The following is a 23,301-nucleotide window of genomic DNA, read 5'->3' as shown; positions in this document are numbered from 1 at the left end:
TAACTTATACATTTAACTAATTAGTTAAATATATTGATATGTTTGTTTTACAATTTTAATTTAACAACAAAAGAAAGCGTTGTCAACGTTATTTTACCAACTTCTATAGTGTTTTCTGTTGAAGTTAAACAAGTAGAATGTTACAATCAAAGTACAAGCTACTATTTAATCTTTTGGTTAAGGAGATGAACCATTATGCAAATTCAGGTTTCTAAGGATTACTTCTATGTTTATCAAGCACTTGCTAGTGAAACTCGCATTGAGATAATTGAACTGCTAGCTAAAGCCTCCGCAAACATTTCTGATATAGCCCAACAATTAAATATAAGTCCAGCTATCGTTACTCGCCATGTACAAAAGCTAGAAGAAGCTGGGATTGTTAAATCAGTTAGAACTCCTGGTAAGTCAGGTCTGCAAAAAATAGTGGAGCTCGCCATTGATAATATCGAAATTCACTTTCCTAAAAAAATATTTAAAGAATATTTACTTCATTTAACCGATTTAAAAATTGGTCATTATACAGATTTCCAAGCAAAACCAACCTGCGGGATTGCCTCAGAAACAGAGTTAATCGGCAAGCCGGATGATCCAAAATATTTTATGGATTCTAAAAGAGTGGATACACAGCTCCTATGGTTGTCAGAAGGCTTTGTAGAATATAAAATTCCTAATCTTTTAGGACCAAACCAAATACCAGAAATGATAGAAATCAGCATGGAATTAGCTTCTGAGTTTCCCTTATCTAACAACGTGTGGCCAAGTGATATCTCCTTTTATTTAAATGGTGTAAACCTTGGCACATATACAGTCCCAGGAAACTTTTCGGACGTGCGCGGGCGCTATACTCCAAGCTGGTGGAATGATAAATTTAGTCAATATGGTCTTCTGAAAACGATTCGAATTAATAAGATAGATACAGGAATTGACGGGGAGCCGCTCTCAAGTGTAACCATCGATGACATCCAATTAGATCAATCCCCATTCTTAACGTTAAGGATTGCCGTGGAGGAAGGTTCGGAGAAAGTAGGCGGACTTACTCTTTTCGGAGAGCACTTTGGAAACCATAAGCAAAATATTCGTGTTGGCATCTATTATTTAGAAAAAGAAACGCAAACTTTAAAAACCCTGTAGTAAATGGCTAGTTTTCTTCATATGCTCCATGTTAAATCAACACCTCGATAACAAAAAAAGTACCCATGGGTAGACTATTTTATAAGTGTCTACTCTATAGGGTACTTTTTATTTTTATTATCTAACGGAATTTAATTATCACATGGAGCTTGTTTCTAAAATCGGTTCTTTTCTTGTTACTTTAACTGGTTTCGTATTTCGTTTCGCAATTTGTTCTTTAAAACGGCTAAGCATTGTAGAAACAATTAACACAGACAAAATACTATAGAAGCCTCTTAGCACTCCAATACTATACATACCGATAAGAATTACGATCGTATCAAATATAAAATTCGTTTTCCCCATATTCCAGTTGAACTGTTTTTGCAGGGTAATCGACAGGATTTGGGCACCTCCTAGTGACGAACCATTCATAAACAGTACTACTACACCAGCTCCGATAATGACTCCACCAACAATGGATCCAACGAGGGGATGAAAAGCAAGTGGTGGAAAATACGCCGTTATAATGGATGAAAGAACGGTAACAGTTGTAACTGCCAGTATTGTAGATATCGTGAACTCTTTCCCCATTTTTTTATAAGACAAAATATAAAATGGGATATTAATTATCGTAAACAACACACCGAACGAAATCGGAAATAAATAGGATGCGCTTAAGCTTAAACCGGCCGTGCCGCCAGTAACAAGAGATGCACTTTTTAGCACATACAGGCCTAAAGAGGTGAAAAAGCAGCCGACAATCATGATTAATATTTTTTTCAAACAAAACACTCCTAATATGATAAAATTTAAAGTTGGGTTATGAGCGAGGATGGCATATCGCCGAGTTTCTTAGGTAATTTTGGTGGTTTTGGTATATATTTAATGATAGAATAAACTTAAGCATTTTTACATATCAAAAAGAATATAATGAACAGATATAACCTAAAAACTGAATGTATTTTATAGATTTTGATTTCATTTTGTAAAGGAGCAAAAAATGGATAAGGTAGATGTGCAATTATTAAAATTACTGCAGGAGGATGGAAGAATAACGGTGAGTGACCTGTCCAAGCAGCTTTCCTTAAGTCGGCCAAGTGTATCAGAACGACTGCTGCGGCTGCAAGAAAGAGGAATTATTCTTGAATTTAGCGCACGGGTTTCCCCTGCAAAGCTAGGCAGAGAAACACTTCTGTTTATTCAAATAAGTGAATTGAAAGAAGAACCGCATGCATTTGAGGAATTCATTAAACATGAGCAGGATATTTTGGAATGTCACCGTGTAACAGGACCTATCAGCTATACGATAAAGGCTGCCGTTTCCGGAATTGACGGAATGCGGCAATTAGTCGACAGGTTAATTCCCTTTGGAACAATCAATACTTCTGTTGTGCTTGGATCGCCTGTACCATTCAGGCACCTAATGCCAAAGGATGAGGAATAACAAAAGAAGCTCAGAGGCTAACTTCCTCTGAGCTTCTTCTTCATTAGCTGATTTCCTTCAATAGCGGAATCAGTTCAAGCAAATCGTTGATTTCATATGTCGGCTGCACATTTTCAGGTGTTTTACCTTCTCTGTTAATCCAGACTGACTTCATCCCAACTCTTGATGCTCCAAGAATATCTGTCATTAGATTATCCCCGACCATTATACAGTCTTCCACACTTAAACCAAGCAAGGAAACGGCATGTTCAAAAATAGCAGGATCTGGTTTCCCTTTACCGAAATCTCCTGAGATAACAATTTCGTCAAAATATGGAGCAATTTCTGGTGTTATTGTCAATTTCGTATTTTGCAAGCCTGGTGAACCATTTGTAAGGAGAAGAAGCTTGTACTTCCCTTTTAATTCATCCAAAAGCGCGAATGTCTCCTCATACACAAAAGGAGATTCTTTTCGGAATGCCGGAAATTTCTCTGCTAAATATTCACCGAACGGCTTATCATCAATTCCCAATGCCAAAAGGCCGTTTGTCCAAGCATCTTTGCGGTATATCGGAACAATTGCCTTCATTTTTTGGAACGACTCATGCTGATCAGCGAACTCCCCCCACAGACCTTCAAATGGGTTAATCCCGATCATTTGTGTAAAAGCATATGTTTCATATGCTTGATATAAGGTTTGCGCTTCCTTTCTGACAGCTTCTTCAAAGCTTGCTGCAGAAATTCCGTATTTGTCTTCAGCAAGCTTGCATGTTTTTTCAAATGCTTCCTTGACACTTCGTTTATCCCAAAGGAGTGTATCATCTAAATCAAACAATATCGCTTTCACTATTCAATCCCCATTCCATATGTACTAGTAACATTGCTAAATATTAGATTACTAGGTAAAAGCCTTTAAGTAAACAGCGTTTTTATTATCCATACGAACTAGGCGTTTAAAATATTATCGTAAAAAACTATTTACGTTTTTTTTATAAAAACGACTTTTAAATAATTACTTTCCTTTAAATGATGGATGTTAGCGAAGTCCTCTGGCAGGCCAAACTCCTCTAGAATTTCGTAGTTGTCCTTTTGTTTGTTAAATGCCTCATGAATAAATTGTTTGAATTTCTTCATATCGAACGTGCTGCAGTTTGTTGATGCAACAATAACCCCTGATTGCTTCGTGATACTGATTGCCTCTTTTAACAGCTTTGAATAGTCCTTAGCAGCACTGAAGGTATGCTTTTTACTGCGCGCAAAGCTTGGTGGATCAAGTATGACCATATCAAACTCTAGCTGCTTTTTCACCGCATATTTAAAGTAGTGGAAAACATCCTCGACAACTATCTTCTGATTTGCCAGCTCGATGTCATTATATTCAAAGTTCATCGTAGTTTTCGCCCTGCTTCTGTTTGCCAAATCTACACTAGTCGTGGTTTTGCTGCCACCAGCTGCAGCTGCCACAGAGAATGCCCCAGTATAGGAGAAGGTATTCAGCACGTCCATCCCCTTTGCATACTTGTCGCGAATTGTTTTTCGCACCTCACGCTGGTCAAGAAATATTCCAGTCATGGCCCCTTCATTAAGGTCTACGGCAAATTTCATGCCGTTTTCCTGCACCATTATTGGAAATTGCCCTTCTTCTCCATATGCAAAATCGTCACCCTCTACATATGTACCATTCGTATCAAACCGCTTCTTTTCATAAATCCCTTTAAAGTCTACATGACTTTCCAAAGCCTTGATAATCCACTCTTTGTATTCGTAAATTCCTTTACTGTACCATTGAATTAACAAAAATTGATCATATCTATCTACAGTAAAGCCACCGATCCCATCTCCTTCCCCATTAAAGAGGCGAAATGCAGTCGTTTCATTATCATGATATAATGCTGCTCTTTTGTCGTTTGCTGCTTTTATTTTTTTAGCAAAAAAGGCAAAATCAATCGCTTCCTGCTGATTTGTCGTCAATAGCCAGCCAATCCCTTTATTTTGAATGGCATAATATCCTCTGCCGATAAATTTTCCAGCTTTATTTTTCACATCAATGATTTGACCTTCATTTAATCCCTTAATTCCTGAAAGGGAATCTTTATACAGCAGTGGACTGCCGTTTCGAATACTTTTCTCAAATGCTTCCTCTATAGTAACTTGCTTACCTGTCATCATTTCACCTTTTTTCTTCCTGCAAATAATCATTTTCCTGTCCTATTATATCGTATCAGTTCAGAAAAAACGAATCACATTAAAAAACAGCTGCACAAAATTTAGTGCAGCTGCTCAGCTTTATTTCGGAAGAATAATCTCATCAATAATTCCGTAGTCTTTTGCTTCTTCTGCAGACATGAAATAATCCCTATCTGTGTCAACAGCAATTTTTTCGACAGATTGCCCTGTCCTTTCCGCCATAATATGGTTGATTTGTTCACGCAGCTTGAGAATTCGTTTCGCGGTAATTTCAATTTCCGTCGCTTGCCCTCTTGCACCGCCAAGTGGTTGATGAATCATAATTTCACTGTTTGGCAATGCATACCTTTTGCCTTTCGTGCCTGCAAGCAGCAGCAATGCCCCAAAGGATGCTGCCATGCCCGTGCATATCGTGCGCACATCAGGCTTTATATACTGCATCGTATCAAATATGGCGAATCCAGCGGTTGTAGAGCCACCTGGACAATTTATATAGATGGAAATATCTTTATCAGGGTCGTCTGCCGTTAAAAATAATAGCTGTGCAACAATATTGTTGGCAACATGATCATTAATTTCTTCACCAAGCATGATAATCCGATCCTTTAATAGCCTTGAATAAATATCGTAGGAACGTTCTCCCCCGCTCGATTGTTCAATTACATATGGAATAGCACTCATTTTTTTTGCCCCCTTTTAATTATGCTGCCAGCTGCAAAATTGGTTCCGCGCTTTGCCGTTTTTGCTTTGTTTTTACATTAGCTGGATAAAGGACTTGCACAGACAGAATTTCGTTTATCAGCAGTGTTGGATTTTGCTGTTTTAGCGTTTGATAGTATAGTCTGCTTGCATCACTTATGCCTGAAGTGTCTTTTGTATCGTTATGCTGTTTATGCAGTTGGTTTCTTGCTCTAAACAGCATTGCCTTTATTCCTGTTTCCGTCATTTTCAATGCTTCAGCCGCTTCTTTGATACGATACCCAAAGCCTTCAACCAACAAGAAAACAGCTGCTTGCTTTTTTGTCAGTGATTCTGCCAAATGCTCTGCTACAATCATCCAATCACAAGCACGATCAGTCTGCACATCCTCTGCTGCAGACAGGTGTGCTTTTTCCTGCTTGCTTTTACGAAGTGTATCAACCCAGCGGTTATGAACCATTTTCTTTAATAGTGCTGCCGTTATTTCACTGTCTCGATATGATTCCATTGCCTTTAAAAAGGTGTCGTGAATGATATCTTCCTTTTCCCATTTAGTCATTGAGAGATATTGACAGTATTTACTCAAGCTTTCGTAATGCTTATGAAGACTGTTGGCATTTCCCAACGGCTGATTGCTCAACTTTATCCCTCCCTTTCCTTTTGGTTTTCATACTTAGAACGTTTCAGCTAGCAAAAAAGATACGGGGGCAAAAAAATTTCTCTTAATATTTATTATACAACTGCACTTCTCTTCATGCTAAAATGGCAGCAGTATTTAAAACCGATGAAAAATCATAAACATAGTGCTGCTTTGCTAAAAACTGTAACAGGAAGTGAAAAATTTTTATGAGGTTAATCAATTATTTACAGGAAAGATTTCCTGCTGTCGAATTGCTTCCAAGTATTTATTATCAATGGGATATTGGAATCCACTTTACGCTTGGGAATAATATTTATCAATTTACAGATGATGATAAACTTAATCGCAAGAGATTTGAGCTAGTATATAAACAAATTTCTCTTATTTTTGATGAACTGTTTGACGAAAACGATGACTTATTCCTTGTCACAAATGTTTATAAACATAAAGCATATGAGAAAAGAACAAAAAAATTAAAGGTATATAAGCAATTTCTAAAAAAGAAATCTCTTTTACATAAAATTCAAGTTCAGACTTCTGCTTATCCTTTTGAAATTGAGGAAGCAAACGAATTCGAAATGCAACAGTTTTCCTTATTGTGCAAGCGTGGAGATGTACGAGTGAAGGAATTACTGAAAGCAGTCAGCAATGAAGATTTTCCGTTACATCCAAAATTGGGAGGGTATGCCGCTGGATATCCAGATGTATTTTTTGTGAACATCACTAAGGACATTATATTCTTTGTGTATGATGACCGGGGCTGTGAAGTAATCGCATTGGATGAGGAGCGAATTCGCCCGCTTTCTGAAAAATATTATGAGTGGATAGAAGAAACAAAATGAGAAAATGAATAGGAGCCATACTGAATTAACTATCTGTTTTTCCGCTAAAAAAACTCTGCTTCTCCGTATTGGAGTGCAGAGCTGTCATTTATGTACAATCAAATCGATTTAGTTGTGCCATACCGGAAACCCAATATCGAAATCGGATATAAAAGAATCGTGCTTATGATGCAAATTACCGTAAACTCGCCTGTTAACAATGGTGCAAAAACGGACGCAGGTATAATTCGAAAAACGACCATTACCATTAAGAACAGATTTGGTGCAAGTGCGATGTAAAAGGTTCTTTTCAGCAGTTTTTTGCCGCCAAGTCCAAATTCCTTTCCAACTTCATACCCAAGCAACAGCCAATAAAACAGGTACAGAAAAATCAGAAAAAACGGAATGCTTGTTAGAAAAAACCATAGTTGCTTAACTGTAGGGCTTGATAAAGAGTGATAAAAAACGGTTAAGATTATTCCTGCAGCAAAAAAGAAAAAGTTACCGAAAAAGAAAATCCACTTCGTCCTAGCGGGTGTAACTGTCAGCTCTTCCTCGTACAGTGCCGCCATTTTCGCTGGTGTGCCAAGCCTTTCTATAACTACATGCATTGCTTCTTTTTCAGTCATACACGGACAATCGCATACCTCATTTAACAAATCGGTCAGATGCTGTTCATATTCAAGCAAAATATCCTCCACTCGATCGTGATTTTTTAAACAAGTGCGGAGGATATCCAAATACTCTTGTTTACTAGAAATCATATCCCTTTTCTCCCGATCACCTTATCTATCGTTTGGACAAAGCTTTTCCATTCCTTTGTTTTTTGCTCAAGAATCTCAAGACCTGTTGCGGTTATACGATAATATTTACGTGCAGGACCTTTTTCAGAATCCTTCCAAAATGATTCCACATATTCTTGCTTTTCTAATTTATGTAGTGCTGGATATAATGTACCTTCCTTCACCTGCAGAGAATAGTCACTGCGGCTTTCCATCTCCTTCACCAGTTCATAGCCATACATTTCTTTCTCGGCTAATAGCTGCAAAAGAATTAAAGAAGTGCTTCCTTTAACAAGCTCCCGATTAAACATATTTTCACCTACCTAGAATTATATAGTACTGATATTCTATCTCTTTCCTTGTTAAGTTGCAACGCATTTCATGTTAAAAAGGTGTAAAAAACAGTGGTGTTTGGAAAGAATTAAATTCTGCTGGAATATTTTTCTGTTTTGTTGGCATCATAAACCATGTTCATTTAAAGCGAAGTATTCCATCGTTTTAGGAAGGGTGTGTAAGATGGGAAAAAAGCATAAAAAGGAAGCCAAAGTCCATTTTATTATCCGCTACATTATGCTGATGATTGGCGCAAGTCTCGCTGCTGTTGCCATAGAATTATTCCTTGTGCCAAATACAATCATAGATGGAGGCATTATTGGCATTTCCTTGATTATTAACTATATGACCGATTTTAGTTTTGGAATTTTGGTGCTGATTATTAACATCCCTTTTTTGTTTGCAGGCTATAAATACATCGGTAAGAATTTTTGCATCTCCTCATTGTTTGCGATTATCATGCTTGCTGTTGTTGAATCATCCTTGCACCATGTTGAACCATTTACAAGGCAGCCTCTTCTTGCGACTGTTTTTGGAGGTTTGCTGCTTGGTGCAGGAGTTGGACTTGTTATCCGCAATTCAGGTGCCTTGGATGGAACAGAAATACTTGGCATTCTGTTGTCAAAAAAAATCCCCTTTTCCGTCGGGGAATTCGTCATGTTTCTAAATGTCTTTGTGTTCACATGGGCAGGATTTGTACTGGAATGGGAACAGGCCATGTTCTCGATTCTCACCTACTATATCGCAAGCAAAGCAATTGATGCTGTCATGCAGGGTTTTGATGATACAAAAGCAGCCATGGTTATCACAAACGAATACGAAGAAATCGCCGAAGCTCTGTCAGACCGCCTTGGCAGAGGTGTCACCAAACTAAAAGGCAAAGGCGGCTATCTTGATCAGGAAAAAGAAGTGCTTTATGTCGTGTTCACCCGGCTCGAAATTGCCAAGTTCAAAAGCATCGTGTTGGAAATTGATCCAAATGCTTTTATTACGATAATGGATACACAAGAGGCGCATGGCGGGAAATTTAAGCATGCGATTCATTGAGAGAAGGTTTTGGTGATTTGACAGTCTAAGCTGATGGCTTAGGCTGTTTTTTCTGACTTAAAAACCTGACATTTAATAAACAAGCTCTAAGATACTTTGAAAAACAAAAGGCAATGCAGCTACTAAAAAGAAACTTATCACAATAGTAACAGCAGCATACAGAAAACATTTACGCTTAGATATTTCTTTTCTTTTATAAGCAATTAAAAAAACCTTTAACAGAAAAAAGACGGTCATGACGATGATGAGTGCTGAAAAAATACTTGCTAGGATAAGCTCCATTTTCTACTCCTTTTTGTAATAAAATTTTCTAATTATTAGATTTCTTGAATTCGATAATTCCATAGATAGCTTAACATAAAAATCACCATTCATTAACTAGTAATTAACTTTTTGTAATTTAGGATACAGAGTTTAAAGACGTAATAAATACCCTAATCGAATCTAATGGCGATTAGGGTTTCTAATTAAGCATTACACCATCTCACACAATAAACAACACAATCGGCAATGTAATGATACTCGCTAATGTACTAAATAGCGTGGCGGTGGAAACAAAGTCTGGCTCTGTTCCGTATTGCAGGGCATACATTGTTGTGTTGGCGGCAGATGGCATTGCTGCAAGTACGATCATTACTTGTTTCAGCATATCATCGACAGGCAGTATGAAGGTCATCCCCCAGGCGATGAGCGGGGAGATGATAAGTCTTAAGGTTAACGCAAAGGATAATGGTTTTACTTGGATTTTTTTGACGGATATTTTGGCTAATGTCATTCCTAAAACGAGCATGACTGTCGGTATGGCAGCGTCTCCTACCATCTTGATAGCATCAAGCATCGTGTTGGACAATGGGATATGCAAAAAGTGAAAGAGCATCCCTAGCATGGCACCATACATGATGGGAACCTTCAAAACCTTCTTCCATGTTTCGTTTGCTGCTTCACCGTCTGCAGATCCTTTTGCTGCATAATAGACACCTATTGTTGCCATTATCAGCTGTTGGATGACCATCAGGATGACCGCATAATGAAGAGCGGGCTGTCCGAATGCAAACAAAACAAGTGGTGTGCCGTAGTTGCCATTATTCATAAAGGCAGATGACAGAATCATTCCGCATGTTTTCTTGACATCATACCCTCTAATGATAGCCACAATATAAATGATTCCAATAATGCCGAATACAAGGGCTAACGCATATATTGCCATCATTAAATAGTCCATGTCAAAAGTAGTTTCATAGAAAACACTAAAGGATAACAATGGTGTCATTAAGTAAACGGTCATCGTCGTTATTGCCTTCGTATTAATATGAAGAACTTTCTCGCCTACAAATCCGACAGCAAATATAAAGAATATCGGTAATAGTACCGTAACAAACTGCATTTGTTTTCGCTTCCTATCTATTAAATTACAATCTTATCAAAACTCTGCAGCTTACTTTCTGATTTGTCCATTTCCATAAATATAGTATTTGGACGATGTCAGAGCATTTAACCCCATCGGTCCCCGTGCATGCAGCTTTTGGGTGCTTATGCCGATTTCGGCACCATAGCCGAACTCAAAGCCGTCAGTGAAACGGGTGCTCGCATTATGGTAAACAGCGGCAGCATCGACACTCAATAAAAATGCTTCTGCATTTTCTGTTACCTCTGTAAGAATTGCTTCTGAGTGTCTTGTGCCATACTTATTTATATGTGTAATTGCTTCGTTTATATCTTCTACGACTTTAACACTAATCTTTAAGGCAGAGTATTCTGTGGACCAATCCTCTTCTGTTGCAGCATGACATGAGGCAAAATCAGCTGTGACTGTTTCGTCTCCGTATATTTCCACTCCATGCGCTGTTAATGCCTGCAGGAGCTCCTGCCCAAATTTCTCATACCAATTTTTATGAATTAAGATTGTTTCCAGTGCATTGCAGACAGATGGGCGCTGTGTTTTACCATTAAGACTTATATTAAGTGCCATTTCTTTATCAGCACTTTCATCTATAAATAAGTGGCAGTTGCCAGCACCTGTCTCAATTACTGGTACAGAAGCTTCTTTGACAACAGTATCAATCAAGTTTTTGCCGCCTCTTGGGATAAGAACGTCCAAATACTCTGTTAAGTGAAATAGCTCTTTTGCCGTTTCTCTGCTTGTATCCTCAATCAGCTGAACTGCATCAACAGGTAGAGCTGATTTTTTTAATGCTTCATGAATGGAACGCACAAGAGCCATATTGGAGCTTGCCGCAGATGAGCTTCCTCTAAGAATAATGGCATTGCCTGTCTTAATGGATAATGTGGCCGCATCGATTGTCACATTTGGTCGTGCCTCATAAATCATGCCCATCACGCCGATTGGCACGGTCTTTTTTAAGATTAGCAGGCCATTGTCTTTTTTGATTTCTTCTAATGTGGCACCAATTGGGTCTTGAAGTTCAATCAGCTGTCTTATTGCCATTGCCATGTCTGCGATTCTTTTTTCATTGAGCATGATTCTGTCTAAAACAGAAGCGGATAAGCCCGCCTTTTCTCCATTAACTAAGTCTAGTTTATTTTGTTCAATAATAGCGGCTTGATCTGAAAGTAGCTGGTCTGCGATGAGTGCTAATGCGTTATTTTTATCCTCTGTCGTCAATTTCCATAATTGTCTGCTTGCGTCTTGTGCCAATTTACCTTTCGCTTGAACCTCTCCCACTTGTATAACCCCCTTTATATTTTCACCCAGCTATTGCGATGAATCACTTCCTGCAGCTGTTCGCCTGCTTGCTTTCTTCCTTTCACTTCGAGAAGTTCATTAAGCTCATTGGAGCCATATTGAACCTCACCTTTCCCGATAAGGCCTGATGTCCCAAAAACCTCAACAACATTTCCTTTTTCGAAAATTCCTTCAATTTTATAAATTCCAGCGGGAAGCAGGCTGCTGCCTTTTTGCAGTAAGGCAAGCTCTGCCCCTTCATCGACAAACACTTTACCTTCAACCGTTGAATGCAGGGCAATCCACTGTCTATTGCTTGTTATCGCACTTAACCCATCTGAGCCGATATAAGTACCGTCCCCTTTTCCTTCTAAAATGGAGATGAGCTTATCTGCGCCGCTGCCGTTACCGATAAATACTGGCACACCAAGGCTTAACGCAGTTTCTGCAGCAATCAGCTTCGACTTCATACCGCCTGTTCCTACCTTTGAGCCGCTCCCTTTCGCACCTTCAAGAAATTCAGCTGTTATTTTTTCAATAAAATCATAGCGCTTCGCATCTGGATTTTCATTTGGATTGCTGTCATATAACCCATTAATATCTGTAAGGATAATCAATTGTTCTGCATGTATAAGACCGCTAACTAATGCAGACAGCATATCATTGTCACCAAATGTCAGCTCTTCGACTGATACTGTGTCATTTTCATTGATGATTGGGAGAATTCCTCGTTCCAAAAGCTCAGATAATGTGGAATAAGCGTTCCGATATCGTTCCTTTTTACTGAAGTCATTTCTTGTTAACAGTATTTGAGCTGGTACTATGCCATATTCTCGAAAACGCTCTGTATAGCTTTGAATAAGGAGCCCCTGCCCAACTGCTGCTGCTGCCTGTTTGCCTTTTAATGTGACAGGGCGGGACGGGTAGCCAAGCTGCTTGAAGCCTGCTGCAACAGCACCAGAAGAAACGAGCACAACTTCTTTCCCCTTTTCCTTTAAGGCTGCAATGCTTGCTACATGATCCTTTAATTTATCCTGATCGATTTCCCCTTTTGAATTTGTCAGCGAGCTGCTGCCGATTTTTATTACGATCCTTTTTCTGTCCACATCGATTCCCTCCACCTATCACAATTCCATCTAATCTCCATCACCTTTTGCCTAAGACAAATAAAAAAAAGCTCTTTTCATCCTGTAAAAAGGACGAAAAGAGCTTTCCGTGGTACCACCTTAATTGGATAAGAGCAATTAGACTCAATTATCCCACTTTGTCTGATAACGCCAGATAAAACGCCTATTTTTATAGGACTCGAAAGGCAGGTTCTGCGGCATGTCGTCATGGAGCCTTTCAGCTTATAAGCTCCACTCTCTTTTACGAATGGTTATCGCATACTAGTTCTTTCTCTTCGTTCGGTTCTTTTTCTTTTTTTATTTATTATAGCAGTTATTTTTTTTGTTTCAATACTATTTTTTCAAGGCTGGCTCTTTCGCCTTTTTCAAAGCCCAAGTACGGATTGCATATGCCACACCATTTTCGTCATTCGTTTTTGTCGTCACATCAGCCGTTTCCTTCACGATATCCTGTGCATTGCCCATTGCAACACCAATACCTGCTTCTTTAATCATGCTGATATCATTCAAGCTGTCTCCGCAAGCCATCACTTCATCCATCGTTACACCAAGTCGCTCGCAAACGGTTTTTAAGCCACGCGCTTTATTGATACCAAATGCATTTACTTCTATATTCACAAGAGAGGAATTGCTTATTTCAAAAACTCCTCTTGCCTGAAGCTCCTTTAAGACATTATTGCGGATTGTGTCGTCTTCAATTTGATAACCAAATTTCAACCACTCAAGTTTATCAAGGTCCTCAGGCATTTCGTCCTTCCATGTTTTACCACAGCTAATCGCCCACGTTTTTGCTCCATGCTTTTGCGCAAGCTCCCAAAGCCAGCGCATTTGCTCGACTTCAACTAAATTCCGCTCAATAAGATTCCCTTGCCAATCCCAAATTTCACTGCCGTTAACTGTAACAAGGAAAGTTTTTAAAAATAAACTTTCTGCATGATCCTTGCATGTTGCGATAGATCTGCCTGTACTTAGCACAACATGTATGCCTTCATCTTGGGCCTCTTTAATCGCTTTGCGGTTTTCTTCTGGAATTTCTCCTGCTCCGTTTAATAATGTGCCGTCCATATCGAGGGCAATCAGCTTAATTTCTCTTGCTTTGTTGGTCATTTTTGTTGGTCCTCCAAATTTAGATTCTTAGATAGCCAAAATCATGACTGTCATTTCTTGTTTTACATTCTTCGTATACTTATTCCCTATATAAGTATACATTTACCTGCAGCTTAAGTAAAAAAACCAGCATAATTAACAAAACCTTAATAAATGCTCTTTAGGCGGTTTGTGCTAATATTAGTTTTTTTATATTTCTGGAAAATATACTATGAAGCACCATTCCCAAAATAACGATGGCTATTCCGACAAGAGACATCGCACTTGGCAGCCCAACAGATAAAAACACCATTTCACCAATTAAAGCAAACAGCACTTCAAAGGACTGTGTCGCCTCAACGGCCCCAAGTGTATGCATATTATCCTTGGCAGCGTCTGTTGCCGCAAAAAAGAGGATTGTCGCAACAACTCCAGAAAACAGGGCAACAATACCTGATTGATAAACTTGTGAACTAGACGGAGGTCCTGCTGTAAGGAAGCCATATATGGACAAAATAATCCAAAAGGGTAGACTTGCAATTGTCATGCCAAGTACCCGCTGGAAAACATCAAATCGTCCATTTGCAATCTCCATCATTTTGCGATTACCTAAAGGATAAGCGAATGATGCTACTAGAATCGGAAGAAGACAAAGCATCGCCGTGCCAAATGACAGCTTCATCGCAAATTCCAGCTGCATGAAAGCAATGCCGATAATAATTAACAAAGAAAAGCTTAAGCTTTTGAAAGGAATTTTCTTTCGCACCATGATTGCTTCTTCGCCTTTTGTGTTTATCTTCTCCATAAACAGCGGTGCTAGTAATGTTCCTGAGATTATTGTCAGCTGCCATGTTCCCGCAACGAGCCAGCCAGGTCCATAGGCTGAGGCAAAACAAATAAAGGAATAAAAAATTCCAAATCCAACAGAGCTCCATAATACCCATTTACCTGTATTTTTTCGTAGCTCTACTAAAATAGGTTTTAAATTCCCCCTTACAAGAACGAGTATAAGTAAAAATGGGACCATAAAAAAATACCGCAGTGACGCACTCCAAACCCAGCTCCCACCATTCATCTCCATCGCTTTATTTAACACAAAAGTAAAAGCGAAAAAAAAGGCTGAGGCGATTCCCAACAAAATCGGACGCATATAACCAAACCTCCATACTACTCGAATTTCAGCTTATAACCAATATATCGCATATTGGTTAATAATATCAATCGATATTTACCATAAAAAAAAGATGCCCATGTTTAGGCATCTTTTGAATTAACGTTGATATTGAACACGATGGAGATTGGCAAAGATACCGCCTTTTTCAATCAATTCATCATGTCCTCCTTCTTCCTCAATCCCGTTCTCTGTTACGACTACAATACGGTCAGCATTACGGATTGTTGCCAATCTGTGGGCAATAACAAGTGTCGTACGGTTTTTCGCAAGTTCATTTAAGGATGCTTGAATGATTTGCTCTGTTTCTGTGTCTAATGCAGAAGTTGCCTCATCCAATATTAAAATCGGAGGATTTTTCAAAAACATTCTCGCAATAGCAAGTCTTTGCTTCTGTCCGCCGGAAAGCTTCAAGCCCCGCTCCCCGATTTGTGTTTCATAACCATCTGGAAGCTTGCGGATTAAGTCCTCCAAATGAGCTCTTCTAACAGCTGTATGAATTTCTTCATCAGTTGCATCCAATTTTCCGTAGGCAATATTTTCCTTCAGCGTACCTGTAAACAAGAAAACATCCTGCTGGACAATCCCGATTTGTGAACGCAATGAATGCTTCGTCATGTCGCGAATATCCATGCCGTCAATTTTAATGGCACCGCTGTTTACATCATAAAACCTTGGAACAAGTGAACATATTGTTGTTTTACCTGCACCAGAAGGACCTACAAATGCAACTGTTTCGCCTGCTTTAATGTTCAGGCTAATTTGATCCAATACAGTGCGGTTATCATAGCCAAATGTTACATCATTAAATTGAATGTCACCGCGCAATGCAGGCATTTCAACTGCATCCTGGCGATCTTGAATTTCAGGCTCCGAATCAAGCAAATCTAAGAAACGTCTGAAACCAGCCATGCCTTTTGGATAAAGCTCAAGCAATGTACTGATTTTATCAATTGGCTTTTGCAAGATATTGACGTAAAGGATGAATGCTACAAGCTGACCGTTTGTCAGCTCCCCATTAAATGTCAGCCATGCACCGTATACTAATACTACTAACGTGAAAAAGCGCATTAACATGTAAACAGAGGATGATGTTAAGGACATCACTTTATATGCGACGATTTTTGCTTTTCTGAAGCGTTTATTATTAACAGAGAAACGCTCCATTTCAAATTCCTCGTTAGTAAAGGATTGGACAACGCGAACACCAGACACACTGTCTTCTACACGGGCGTTAACATCAGCAATATCACCGTACATATGCTTCCAAGCTTTATTCATGCTCTTATTGCAGTATGTAATTAGCCAAACTAGAACCGGCACGATAAATATCACGATTAATGCAAGCTTGACATTGATTGTCAGCATAATCCAGAACGCACCGACGAATGTCATAATGGCAATAAATAAATCCTCTGGACCATGATGGGCAAGCTCACCGATATCAAATAAATCATTCGTAATTCTGCTCATAACATGACCTGTTTTCGTGTTGTCAAAGAATTTAAAGCTTTGTCTTTGAACATGGTTGAAAAGCTGTGCTCTCATATCTGTTTCTATATTTATGCCGAGCTTATGTCCCCAATAGTTTACAATGTATTGTAAATAAGTGCTTACTAAGTATAATGCCAATAAGCCGCAGCTCACAGAGACAATGGTACTCCAATTTCCTTCAGGAAGGAGTTTGTCAATGAACCAAGTTACAGCCATAGGGAAGGCAAGTTCTAGGATCGCCACAATGACAGCACTTGAAAAATCAAGAATGAATAGCTTTTTATGCGGTAAATAATAAGTGAAAAAACGCTTTATCATTATATGCTCCTTTATTATTTTGTCAGTTTAAATGAGAATCATTATTAATTATAGAGGCTTCCCCTTGTTTATACAAGAAAATTATTTTCGTATTCGAAATAGTAACATAAATTTTTGAATTTCCAGGTTGCGTATTATGTTTGAAAATAGTAAATTTTCAGTATTTTTAGAATAGTTAAAGGGTTATTTACTATTAATAGCGAACTAAAACATATACTCATAGGGGTGTTGATAAATCTGCAAAAAGGAGAGTGTGAAGGGATTGGATTATCATTTATTGACGTTTGTCACAGTAGCGGAAAAAAAGAATTTTACGAGAGCTGCCGAAGAACTGCATATTACACAATCTGCAGTAACGCTTTCCATCAAAGCATTGGAAAAGAAATACGAAGTGAAGTTTTTCGACAGAACAAATAAATATGTTCGGCTTACTAGAGCTGGTGAAATATTATATTATCATGCGAAGAGAATATTAAAGGAATACGAACAGGTCGAAAGCCTTATACATGATATGACAAAAGTAGTGAGCGGTCCCCTCTTAATTGGATCCAGCTACACTTTCGGTGAATATTTGCTGCCGAGATTTATTTCTGACTTTATGAAGGTTCACCAACTAATTGAACCGAAAGTTACCATTCAGAATTCGAGCAAAATAATAAATCAAGTGCTAGAGGGCAGTCTTGATGTCGGAATTATTGATGGTGAAATCAAAAGTCATCCCCAGCTCCACATAACTCCTTTTGAACAAGATGAACTTATAATAATCGTAAGTACTGATCATCCTTTAGCCAGCTTTCGAACAATTGACTTAGACAGCCTATATGGTGAGACATGGATATTACGGGAAGAGGGCTCTGGTACAAGAGAGGTTATTGACAAGCTCTTTAAAGAACACGCTTTTTCTCCGCTGATTTTACGGTCATTTGGGAGCACGCAAATCATTAAAGAGTCGGTCGAAGCAGGAATAGGGATATCCATTGTTTCCAACTATTCAATCCAAAAAGAATTGCATATGAAAACAATCCATCCCATTCGCCTTAAAAATGAACAGATAAACCGTCATTTTTCTTACGTGCTATCTAAAACCGACATTCACCCTTTATCTGTTGAGCTTTTCACACAATATTTGCAAACAAAAAATGTGCTCACACTTGAAGCCATTTCTTATAAGTGAGGATAATGCAAAGAAGGCTTCAAACGAGAAGCCTTCTTCTATGTCTGCTTACGTATAAATTGGTGCTATTTTGACCATCTTCCAATTAAACTGATCATTCCTTTTGTACAGAAAAAAGCCGTTTTCCAATTAGGCAAACGGCTTTTTTCTGAGGTTGACTTTTCAATCCCTAGTTGAAAGGAGAATACTAAAATGGTGAAAATACTGCCCCTTGTTTTGTCTAATTATAATAAATTTCACACTAGTTTCCTGCTCACAAAATCAATCTTCTCCCTTCTCTTCATCAACTAACATGAAATCTAAACAAAATGAAAAATCTATACATGAACAATTCGATCTTCAGGAATTTATATTAAGTTTTCTAGCTTAATAGTTTGAAGGCTGCTGAGTTTATTAGGTGCAGTTTTTAGTTAAACTGCAGTTCATAGTTGCCAAAGTTCTTTCGCTTACGTTATTTTTTAATTTCTTTTTTTCCAATAAACCCTAAAATACTTTAAGAAAAAGTAAATTCCAAAAAACAACCCTCCTAAGGCAGTAGCCCAAAATCCAACAATTGTAATTATCGGGATAATCATTTTATATACCCTAATTGTTTACAAGCCTTTTTAATCTGAGAATACTTTTTCCATTTACTACAATATCCCGACATTGAAAGTTTATACAAATCATTTATTATATTCACAACAATAGCAAGGGCAACAAATGCAACAACTGCTGAAGCTGCTGCTAGTAGTACAGCTGGTAAAGCTCTTCCTTTCTTTTTAATGTCGTCTTTTGCTAATTCATCGTCAACCATAACCTTATCAATTTCAGCAATTTCTCTTTGAGTAAGAAAATTTGAAAATAATTCATCAATATTTTCAATCTCCTTTTCAGTTAAGGTTGTATCTTTAACTAGGTTTTTGTCAAACTTGTACACACCATTTTCAACAGTAATCCCATCATTTATTGCTTGAACACTACTATTAAATTGCTCATCAGTTATTTCTTCCATAATACCTGATAAATCATTTTCGGCAATTGAAGCGCTTACGATAGATTCGGCAGAAACACTTTGATTATAATTAGGTAAGGCAGCCCCTAAACATAACATAACATAACTACCACTAGTACAATTAGTTTTTTCATCGTTATACCTCCATTCATTTGGCTTCTAACAAAGTATATCAATATCGATTTAAAATTAATTAAATTAATAGAAAAGTTCATTTAATAGTCAAAATACTGGAAGAATTGGTAATAAATCTGAGTCTTTCACTTCAATAAATCTAAAGCTTCGATAGTACCAACACTAAATTCTTCCGTCCTTCCTTCTTTAACTTTTATCATAGTCGGTGTACCTGTAATTTCTATTTCTTCACTCACAATCAGTTTTGTATTACCAAAGTCCGTGTTATGAACAGCTACAATCCTTTCATCCTCTGTTAATTCAATTGACCACTCAACTTCACGATCATACAAAAAATCCTCCATATTCACATGCTCATTTATTATTTTTTCCACTTTTAGCTTCACCAATAACTTGGTCGTATTCTTTATGATGCTGTAACTTATCACTATACTCTAATACCGTTTGTTCTATTTCTTTACGATAAGAACAAGTATCCTGCCAAAAATACACGATATATTCCTTTTCTTCCTGATTAAAAGTTTCTTCTGCATGAATCCTGTTTATATCATAAATTGTTCGTTTCTAATCTTTCTTCAGTCCAACTGGTAAGAAAATAAAAGCAATATTAATAAACACACCTAAAATGCCAGGGTTCCCATTCCATTTAGTATTCATTGCAGTCTCCTTTCAATTCATTTCTATTTTATCAAAAGGTTATAACTAGTTATCTATTCCATAAGGCTATAACAAGAAAACTCGCATACGAAAACTGCGAGTTTTTGTTATTTAAGGATTTGCTTATTCAACTAAAGCCCCCGTTTGTTTAAGTGTATTTCTTCACAAATCTCTCTTTAAAAGTTTATTTGTGACATTAATACTGTCCCTTTAGCATCATAAAGAAACAAGCTTTCCTTTTAAAATTAAGGAAAGCCTATTTTAAGTGAACTACCTGTTTTATCACAAAAAAATAGATACTGCAGAATACATTAATAACAGCCCCATAACTAACCGAAAAGATTTATCATATTTAAGAAGTATACTTTTAAAAACAGACCCAAATCCCGACCATAAAATCAATGCTATCCATCCTAAAAATATGGTAATGAGTAAATAAAATAGAACATACGTTAGTGAATTGTTAAAGGGTAATATAAATGCACTCATTACCGTTAAAAAGAACAATATACTTTTAAAATTAATAAGTTGGATAATAAGCCCTGATAAAAATGAGGATTGAACTTCTTTAAATTGTTGCTTTCCTCCCTTAGGAAAACTAACTTTCCATGCCAAATAAAGAAGATAAATAGCTCCTATCACTTTAAAATAAGGCTCCATGAATGGAATCCATTTGTATAAACTGGTTGTAAAAATCCCACTAATAATTCCTAGAATAGCAAATCCTGTTAGAATTCCACTATTAAAACGCCACGAACCTTTAAAACCAAATTTCTTGGCTTCGTTCATCATAAGAATGTTGCTTGGGCCTGGTGTTATGGATGTGATTATTACATATGAGAGAAATGCTGTTATGTTCATTGTCTCACCCTTCTTCTTATATTTACGAAAGAACTGTATTTATTGTACAATTAGCTCGTTCATAAATAAAATTGAAATTATAAATACAACTATCATTTTTTTCGATGATTTGAAAGAAGGGGAAATAATTGGAAATTAGGCATCTCATTACCTTTCAGACAATAGTTAACAAGGGGAGCTATACAGAAGCAGCTTATATATTGGGGTATACTCAATCTACTATTACTGCGCATATGCAGGCACTTGAGCAAGAGATTGGTGGAGAACTATTCACTTATAAAAATAGAAACTTACATCTCACTACACTTGGTAAAGAATTAATTCCACTTTCAGAAGATTTGCTTTCTACCCATGAACAAATCAAGAATATGCGAAATAATAATAAAGTTAGTGGGGTATTAAGAATTGCAGCACCCGAATCCCTAACAATATCAAAGCTAGGGCCAATAATAAAAGAATACTCTATGAGATTTCCAGACGTTAAATTAATATTAACTAATGGAACATGTGGGCAAAACCAAAATGATTTAATGAGTGGTCGTGTAGATATTGCATTCATGCTCTATCCAGAAATTAAACCAGAAAAATGTATTCATTATGTACTTTGTGAGGAAAGGATTGTTCTTGTCAGCAATAAAGAAGGGCCTCAACATTTTAATGAAATTAAAAGTAATAGCAGTAATCACTTTTTTATTACAAATGAAGAAGGATGTAGTTTCCGAACGATATTTGAAAGGCAACTTATAAAGCATGATATAAAAGATCTTCAGACAATGGAATTATGGAGTATAGGTGCCATCAAGCAAATGATAATGAACGGATTAGGTTTTTCTGTATTACCTTATATCACAGTGAAAGATGAAATAGAGAGTGGTAAAATAAGACTCTTAGCTCACTCGGAGACAATGGAGTCCATTTATTCCCATATGTTAATAAAAAAGAAAAAATGGATCGCTCCACAAATTCAAGCCTTTACTAGGTTAGCATTAGCATCACTTTCTGCAAAGTAGATGGAGACAACCTAGTCAACTTTAATTTCAATTGGGGTTTCTCTATCCTTTCATCCTAAAAATTTTATTTTACATTAGAGAACATTTCTTCTTAATACCAGTTAGAATATTTCTGAACAGGTGGGAAAAATTATATTAGGTTTGATTGAAAATTCCTTTCCACGTTAAACCCTCACTATCTAAGTGAGGGTTTCTTTTTTTTTCACAAATGCTATTTAGCTAAACTGCCATGTTTCTTCCACAAGTTTTTTCCTTTATTACAGATATGGTTATATAAAACGGGCTCACTATCTGTACATCTAATATGCTAATAATTACCAGGGTATAATAGTTAGTTAATCATATATAATACATTACGTGTATAAGTTATATATGCATAAAATTGTCTCTACCCATTCAATTTTTGCTTATATGCTATTCATCAAAAAAGGAAAAAAGTAAATTTTTTTCTTTTTTGATGGATTATACACAATGTAGTATGTGGCTGCTAAAAAGGTCAATTAATTCTGCTAACCAATCAGCAGAAGCTCCAATTTAGAAAGCATCTCAATACTAAATCCCTTCTTTTTGACTTTCTTCACAAAATTCATTCCTAACCAAAACTCTTTAACCCTGTTATTCATTTTTGACTCTAATTTCTTTAGATTTTTCAATCTTGATACTTATTCTAAGTTATTTTGAACTATCCTTCTTGGGCTATTCTGCCCTTTTAGCAATATTAGATAAAGAATTCTCTTTTCTAAATGGTTTTAAGTGCAGTTATTATATATGAATAGATAAGCTTATATACTTATATGAAAATCAGTGTTACGCTTATTATATATACACTATCGGGGACTTGTATAACTTTTCTTATTCACCCTTCCCTTTATACTTAGCATCATATAAGAAATCAGGTGAAGATTATTGAAAAGCAAAATGTATCGGTTATTTGAGGAGAAAAGAAGTGTTCATGTTCTTTATTCTTATGATGGGATGAAGCAATACATTGATTATGTTGTTGATTTTATTCAACAAGGCATTTTGGCTGGGGATTACGTTATTCTTATAGAGAATGAGCGTATCTATCCAATGATACAAAGTGAACTAATCAAACTTTTAGATAAAGAACAACTTGAATTAGTTCACTTTGTAAACAACTTAGATTTTTATTTTTCAAGTGGTAGTTATCATCCTCCTGCAATTACAAATTATTTTAATAATATAGTACAGCCATACATAGACAATAAAATCTTGTTTCGATCATGGGCACATGTAGAGTGGTCTAGTATGGAAGAGCCACTTCATTTAATCGAGGACTTTGAAAAAATAGTTGACGAAGCTGTTCATACTCATCTGTTCCCATTGATTTGTGCATATGAAGGGCACAAAATGCCAGATTACCTAGTATCTATTTTAATGGAAACTCATCCATACGTATTAATTAAAGGTGACATTATCATATCTGAACAATACCAACCTTTAAAGGACATAAAATAAGACAACTTAAATATTGTTATCCGCCCCTTTAAAGTCAATCAAACTTATAGAAAGAAACCATCAAATA

General features: G+C 36.9%; 24 protein-coding genes and 1 other annotated feature. Of the genes, 7 read left to right on the top strand and 17 right to left on the bottom strand.

Features of this window, described 5'->3' with window-relative positions; translation table 11 throughout:
- The first annotated feature begins 195 nt into the window (after positions 1–195).
- Entirely contained in the window at positions 196–1,131 is a 936-nt protein-coding gene (locus tag NQZ71_RS11065) for an ArsR/SmtB family transcription factor (protein WP_260053964.1), read from the top strand.
- A 138-nt stretch (positions 1,132–1,269) separates the two neighbouring features.
- Here NQZ71_RS11065 and NQZ71_RS11060 read toward each other — a convergent pair whose 3' ends face one another.
- Entirely contained in the window at positions 1,270–1,905 is a 636-nt protein-coding gene (locus NQZ71_RS11060; protein ID WP_394374105.1) for a YitT family protein, read from the bottom strand.
- Between the two features lie 208 nt (positions 1,906–2,113).
- Between NQZ71_RS11060 and NQZ71_RS11055 the strand changes: the two genes are divergently transcribed.
- Positions 2,114–2,557, top strand: coding sequence for an Lrp/AsnC family transcriptional regulator (locus NQZ71_RS11055; RefSeq protein ID WP_127742160.1), 444 nt, complete (start codon positions 2,114–2,116; stop codon positions 2,555–2,557).
- Positions 2,558–2,600: 43 nt separating this feature from the next.
- On the opposite strand, the gene NQZ71_RS11050 is transcribed toward NQZ71_RS11055, so the two are convergent.
- The 4 genes from NQZ71_RS11050 to NQZ71_RS11035 form a co-directional block, all read right to left on the bottom strand.
- Positions 2,601–3,386, bottom strand: coding sequence for an HAD family hydrolase (locus tag NQZ71_RS11050; RefSeq protein WP_144455567.1), 786 nt, complete (start codon positions 3,384–3,386; stop codon positions 2,601–2,603).
- Between the two features lie 128 nt (positions 3,387–3,514).
- A complete protein-coding gene (locus NQZ71_RS11045) occupies positions 3,515–4,705 on the bottom strand; it encodes a class I SAM-dependent rRNA methyltransferase (RefSeq protein ID WP_317010610.1) in 1,191 nt (396 codons plus the stop codon).
- A 117-nt stretch (positions 4,706–4,822) separates the two neighbouring features.
- Positions 4,823–5,404, bottom strand: coding sequence for an ATP-dependent Clp endopeptidase proteolytic subunit ClpP (gene clpP / locus NQZ71_RS11040; RefSeq protein ID WP_260053966.1), 582 nt, complete (start codon positions 5,402–5,404; stop codon positions 4,823–4,825).
- Between the two features lie 19 nt (positions 5,405–5,423).
- Positions 5,424–6,062 (bottom strand): sigma factor-like helix-turn-helix DNA-binding protein, encoded by a 639-nt coding sequence (locus NQZ71_RS11035; RefSeq protein WP_317010609.1) that lies wholly within the window; start codon positions 6,060–6,062, stop codon positions 5,424–5,426.
- 206 nt (positions 6,063–6,268) lie between these two features.
- Between NQZ71_RS11035 and NQZ71_RS11030 the strand changes: the two genes are divergently transcribed.
- Positions 6,269–6,904 carry a DUF3885 domain-containing protein gene (locus NQZ71_RS11030; RefSeq protein WP_317010608.1) on the top strand — a complete coding sequence of 212 codons (636 nt, stop codon included), beginning with the start codon at positions 6,269–6,271 and terminating at the stop codon, positions 6,902–6,904.
- Between the two features lie 98 nt (positions 6,905–7,002).
- On the opposite strand, the gene NQZ71_RS11025 is transcribed toward NQZ71_RS11030, so the two are convergent.
- Both NQZ71_RS11025 and NQZ71_RS11020 read right to left on the bottom strand, forming a co-directional pair.
- Positions 7,003–7,647 (bottom strand): HAAS signaling domain-containing protein, encoded by a 645-nt coding sequence (locus tag NQZ71_RS11025; RefSeq protein WP_260053969.1) that lies wholly within the window; start codon positions 7,645–7,647, stop codon positions 7,003–7,005.
- The gene (locus tag NQZ71_RS11020; RefSeq protein WP_185766306.1) at positions 7,644–7,976 is read right to left on the bottom strand and encodes a PadR family transcriptional regulator; all 333 of its coding nucleotides are present in this window, start codon (positions 7,974–7,976) and stop codon (positions 7,644–7,646) included. The genes NQZ71_RS11025 and NQZ71_RS11020 overlap by 4 nt, the downstream gene beginning before the upstream one ends.
- A gap of 205 nt (positions 7,977–8,181) precedes the next feature.
- Here NQZ71_RS11020 and NQZ71_RS11015 point away from each other — a divergent pair, with 205 nt between their 5' ends.
- Positions 8,182–9,045, top strand: coding sequence for a YitT family protein (locus NQZ71_RS11015; protein WP_144455553.1), 864 nt, complete (start codon positions 8,182–8,184; stop codon positions 9,043–9,045).
- 72 nt (positions 9,046–9,117) lie between these two features.
- Here NQZ71_RS11015 and NQZ71_RS11010 read toward each other — a convergent pair whose 3' ends face one another.
- From NQZ71_RS11010 to NQZ71_RS10980, 7 genes are all read right to left on the bottom strand, one after another.
- The gene (locus NQZ71_RS11010) at positions 9,118–9,327 is read right to left on the bottom strand and encodes a hypothetical protein (protein WP_317010607.1); all 210 of its coding nucleotides are present in this window, start codon (positions 9,325–9,327) and stop codon (positions 9,118–9,120) included.
- 202 nt (positions 9,328–9,529) lie between these two features.
- On the bottom strand, positions 9,530–10,429 hold the full coding sequence (locus NQZ71_RS11005) for an AEC family transporter (protein ID WP_144455549.1): 900 nt from the start codon (positions 10,427–10,429) through the stop codon (positions 9,530–9,532).
- A gap of 51 nt (positions 10,430–10,480) precedes the next feature.
- Positions 10,481–11,728 (bottom strand): glutamate-5-semialdehyde dehydrogenase, encoded by a 1,248-nt coding sequence (locus NQZ71_RS11000; protein ID WP_317010606.1) that lies wholly within the window; start codon positions 11,726–11,728, stop codon positions 10,481–10,483.
- A gap of 14 nt (positions 11,729–11,742) precedes the next feature.
- Complete coding sequence (gene proB, locus NQZ71_RS10995) at positions 11,743–12,834, bottom strand: glutamate 5-kinase (RefSeq protein WP_317010605.1); 1,092 nt, start codon at positions 12,832–12,834, stop codon at positions 11,743–11,745.
- 86 nt (positions 12,835–12,920) lie between these two features.
- Positions 12,921–13,140 (bottom strand) — a binding site (T-box leader).
- Between the two features lie 48 nt (positions 13,141–13,188).
- Positions 13,189–13,962 carry a Cof-type HAD-IIB family hydrolase gene (locus NQZ71_RS10990; protein ID WP_260053974.1) on the bottom strand — a complete coding sequence of 258 codons (774 nt, stop codon included), beginning with the start codon at positions 13,960–13,962 and terminating at the stop codon, positions 13,189–13,191.
- A 160-nt stretch (positions 13,963–14,122) separates the two neighbouring features.
- Complete coding sequence (locus tag NQZ71_RS10985; RefSeq protein ID WP_317010604.1) at positions 14,123–15,091, bottom strand: DMT family transporter; 969 nt, start codon at positions 15,089–15,091, stop codon at positions 14,123–14,125.
- 120 nt (positions 15,092–15,211) lie between these two features.
- Positions 15,212–16,924, bottom strand: a complete 1,713-nt coding sequence (locus NQZ71_RS10980) for an ABC transporter ATP-binding protein (protein ID WP_260053976.1) — start codon at positions 16,922–16,924, stop codon at positions 15,212–15,214.
- A gap of 262 nt (positions 16,925–17,186) precedes the next feature.
- Between NQZ71_RS10980 and NQZ71_RS10975 the strand changes: the two genes are divergently transcribed.
- A complete protein-coding gene (locus tag NQZ71_RS10975) occupies positions 17,187–18,098 on the top strand; it encodes a LysR family transcriptional regulator (RefSeq protein ID WP_317010603.1) in 912 nt (303 codons plus the stop codon).
- A gap of 571 nt (positions 18,099–18,669) precedes the next feature.
- Here NQZ71_RS10975 and NQZ71_RS10970 read toward each other — a convergent pair.
- The 3 genes from NQZ71_RS10970 to NQZ71_RS10960 all read right to left on the bottom strand — a co-directional run bounded on the left by NQZ71_RS10970 (position 18,670) and on the right by NQZ71_RS10960 (position 20,745).
- Entirely contained in the window at positions 18,670–19,191 is a 522-nt protein-coding gene (locus NQZ71_RS10970; protein WP_317010602.1) for a hypothetical protein, read from the bottom strand.
- 161 nt (positions 19,192–19,352) lie between these two features.
- The gene (locus tag NQZ71_RS10965; protein WP_317010601.1) at positions 19,353–19,601 is read right to left on the bottom strand and encodes a hypothetical protein; all 249 of its coding nucleotides are present in this window, start codon (positions 19,599–19,601) and stop codon (positions 19,353–19,355) included.
- A gap of 565 nt (positions 19,602–20,166) precedes the next feature.
- Positions 20,167–20,745, bottom strand: a complete 579-nt coding sequence (locus NQZ71_RS10960; protein ID WP_275007779.1) for a LysE family translocator — start codon at positions 20,743–20,745, stop codon at positions 20,167–20,169.
- 128 nt (positions 20,746–20,873) lie between these two features.
- Here NQZ71_RS10960 and NQZ71_RS10955 point away from each other — a divergent pair, with 128 nt between their 5' ends.
- Together NQZ71_RS10955 and NQZ71_RS10950 are read left to right on the top strand one after the other, a co-directional pair.
- The gene (locus NQZ71_RS10955) at positions 20,874–21,755 is read left to right on the top strand and encodes a LysR family transcriptional regulator (RefSeq protein ID WP_275007781.1); all 882 of its coding nucleotides are present in this window, start codon (positions 20,874–20,876) and stop codon (positions 21,753–21,755) included.
- A gap of 906 nt (positions 21,756–22,661) precedes the next feature.
- Complete coding sequence (locus tag NQZ71_RS10950) at positions 22,662–23,234, top strand: MEDS domain-containing protein (protein ID WP_317010600.1); 573 nt, start codon at positions 22,662–22,664, stop codon at positions 23,232–23,234.
- Positions 23,235–23,301 lie beyond the last annotated feature (67 nt).

The sequence above is a fragment of the Niallia taxi genome (assembly GCF_032818155.1).
GTDB lineage: Bacteria > Bacillota > Bacilli > Bacillales > Cytobacillaceae > Niallia > Niallia taxi_A.
The sequence above is the reverse complement of the archived record's forward strand: the minus strand, read 5'-3'. Positions and strand labels throughout refer to the sequence as shown.

Coding starts and splice junctions, on each gene's coding strand:
- NQZ71_RS11030 (WP_317010608.1), top strand. CDS start 6,269: ATGAGGTTAATCAATTATTTACAGGAAAGATTTCCTGCTGTCGAATTG.
- NQZ71_RS11025 (WP_260053969.1), bottom strand. CDS start 7,647: ATGATTTCTAGTAAACAAGAGTATTTGGATATCCTCCGCACTTGTTTA.
- NQZ71_RS10980 (WP_260053976.1), bottom strand. CDS start 16,924: ATGATAAAGCGTTTTTTCACTTATTATTTACCGCATAAAAAGCTATTC.
- NQZ71_RS10985 (WP_317010604.1), bottom strand. CDS start 15,091: ATGCGTCCGATTTTGTTGGGAATCGCCTCAGCCTTTTTTTTCGCTTTT.
- NQZ71_RS10970 (WP_317010602.1), bottom strand. CDS start 19,191: ATGTTATGTTTAGGGGCTGCCTTACCTAATTATAATCAAAGTGTTTCT.
- NQZ71_RS11005 (WP_144455549.1), bottom strand. CDS start 10,429: ATGCAGTTTGTTACGGTACTATTACCGATATTCTTTATATTTGCTGTC.
- NQZ71_RS11015 (WP_144455553.1), top strand. CDS start 8,182: ATGGGAAAAAAGCATAAAAAGGAAGCCAAAGTCCATTTTATTATCCGC.
- NQZ71_RS11010 (WP_317010607.1), bottom strand. CDS start 9,327: ATGGAGCTTATCCTAGCAAGTATTTTTTCAGCACTCATCATCGTCATG.
- NQZ71_RS11020 (WP_185766306.1), bottom strand. CDS start 7,976: ATGTTTAATCGGGAGCTTGTTAAAGGAAGCACTTCTTTAATTCTTTTG.
- NQZ71_RS10990 (WP_260053974.1), bottom strand. CDS start 13,962: ATGACCAACAAAGCAAGAGAAATTAAGCTGATTGCCCTCGATATGGAC.
- NQZ71_RS10960 (WP_275007779.1), bottom strand. CDS start 20,745: ATGAACATAACAGCATTTCTCTCATATGTAATAATCACATCCATAACA.
- clpP (WP_260053966.1), bottom strand. CDS start 5,404: ATGAGTGCTATTCCATATGTAATTGAACAATCGAGCGGGGGAGAACGT.
- NQZ71_RS11045 (WP_317010610.1), bottom strand. CDS start 4,705: ATGATGACAGGTAAGCAAGTTACTATAGAGGAAGCATTTGAGAAAAGT.
- NQZ71_RS11055 (WP_127742160.1), top strand. CDS start 2,114: ATGGATAAGGTAGATGTGCAATTATTAAAATTACTGCAGGAGGATGGA.
- NQZ71_RS11065 (WP_260053964.1), top strand. CDS start 196: ATGCAAATTCAGGTTTCTAAGGATTACTTCTATGTTTATCAAGCACTT.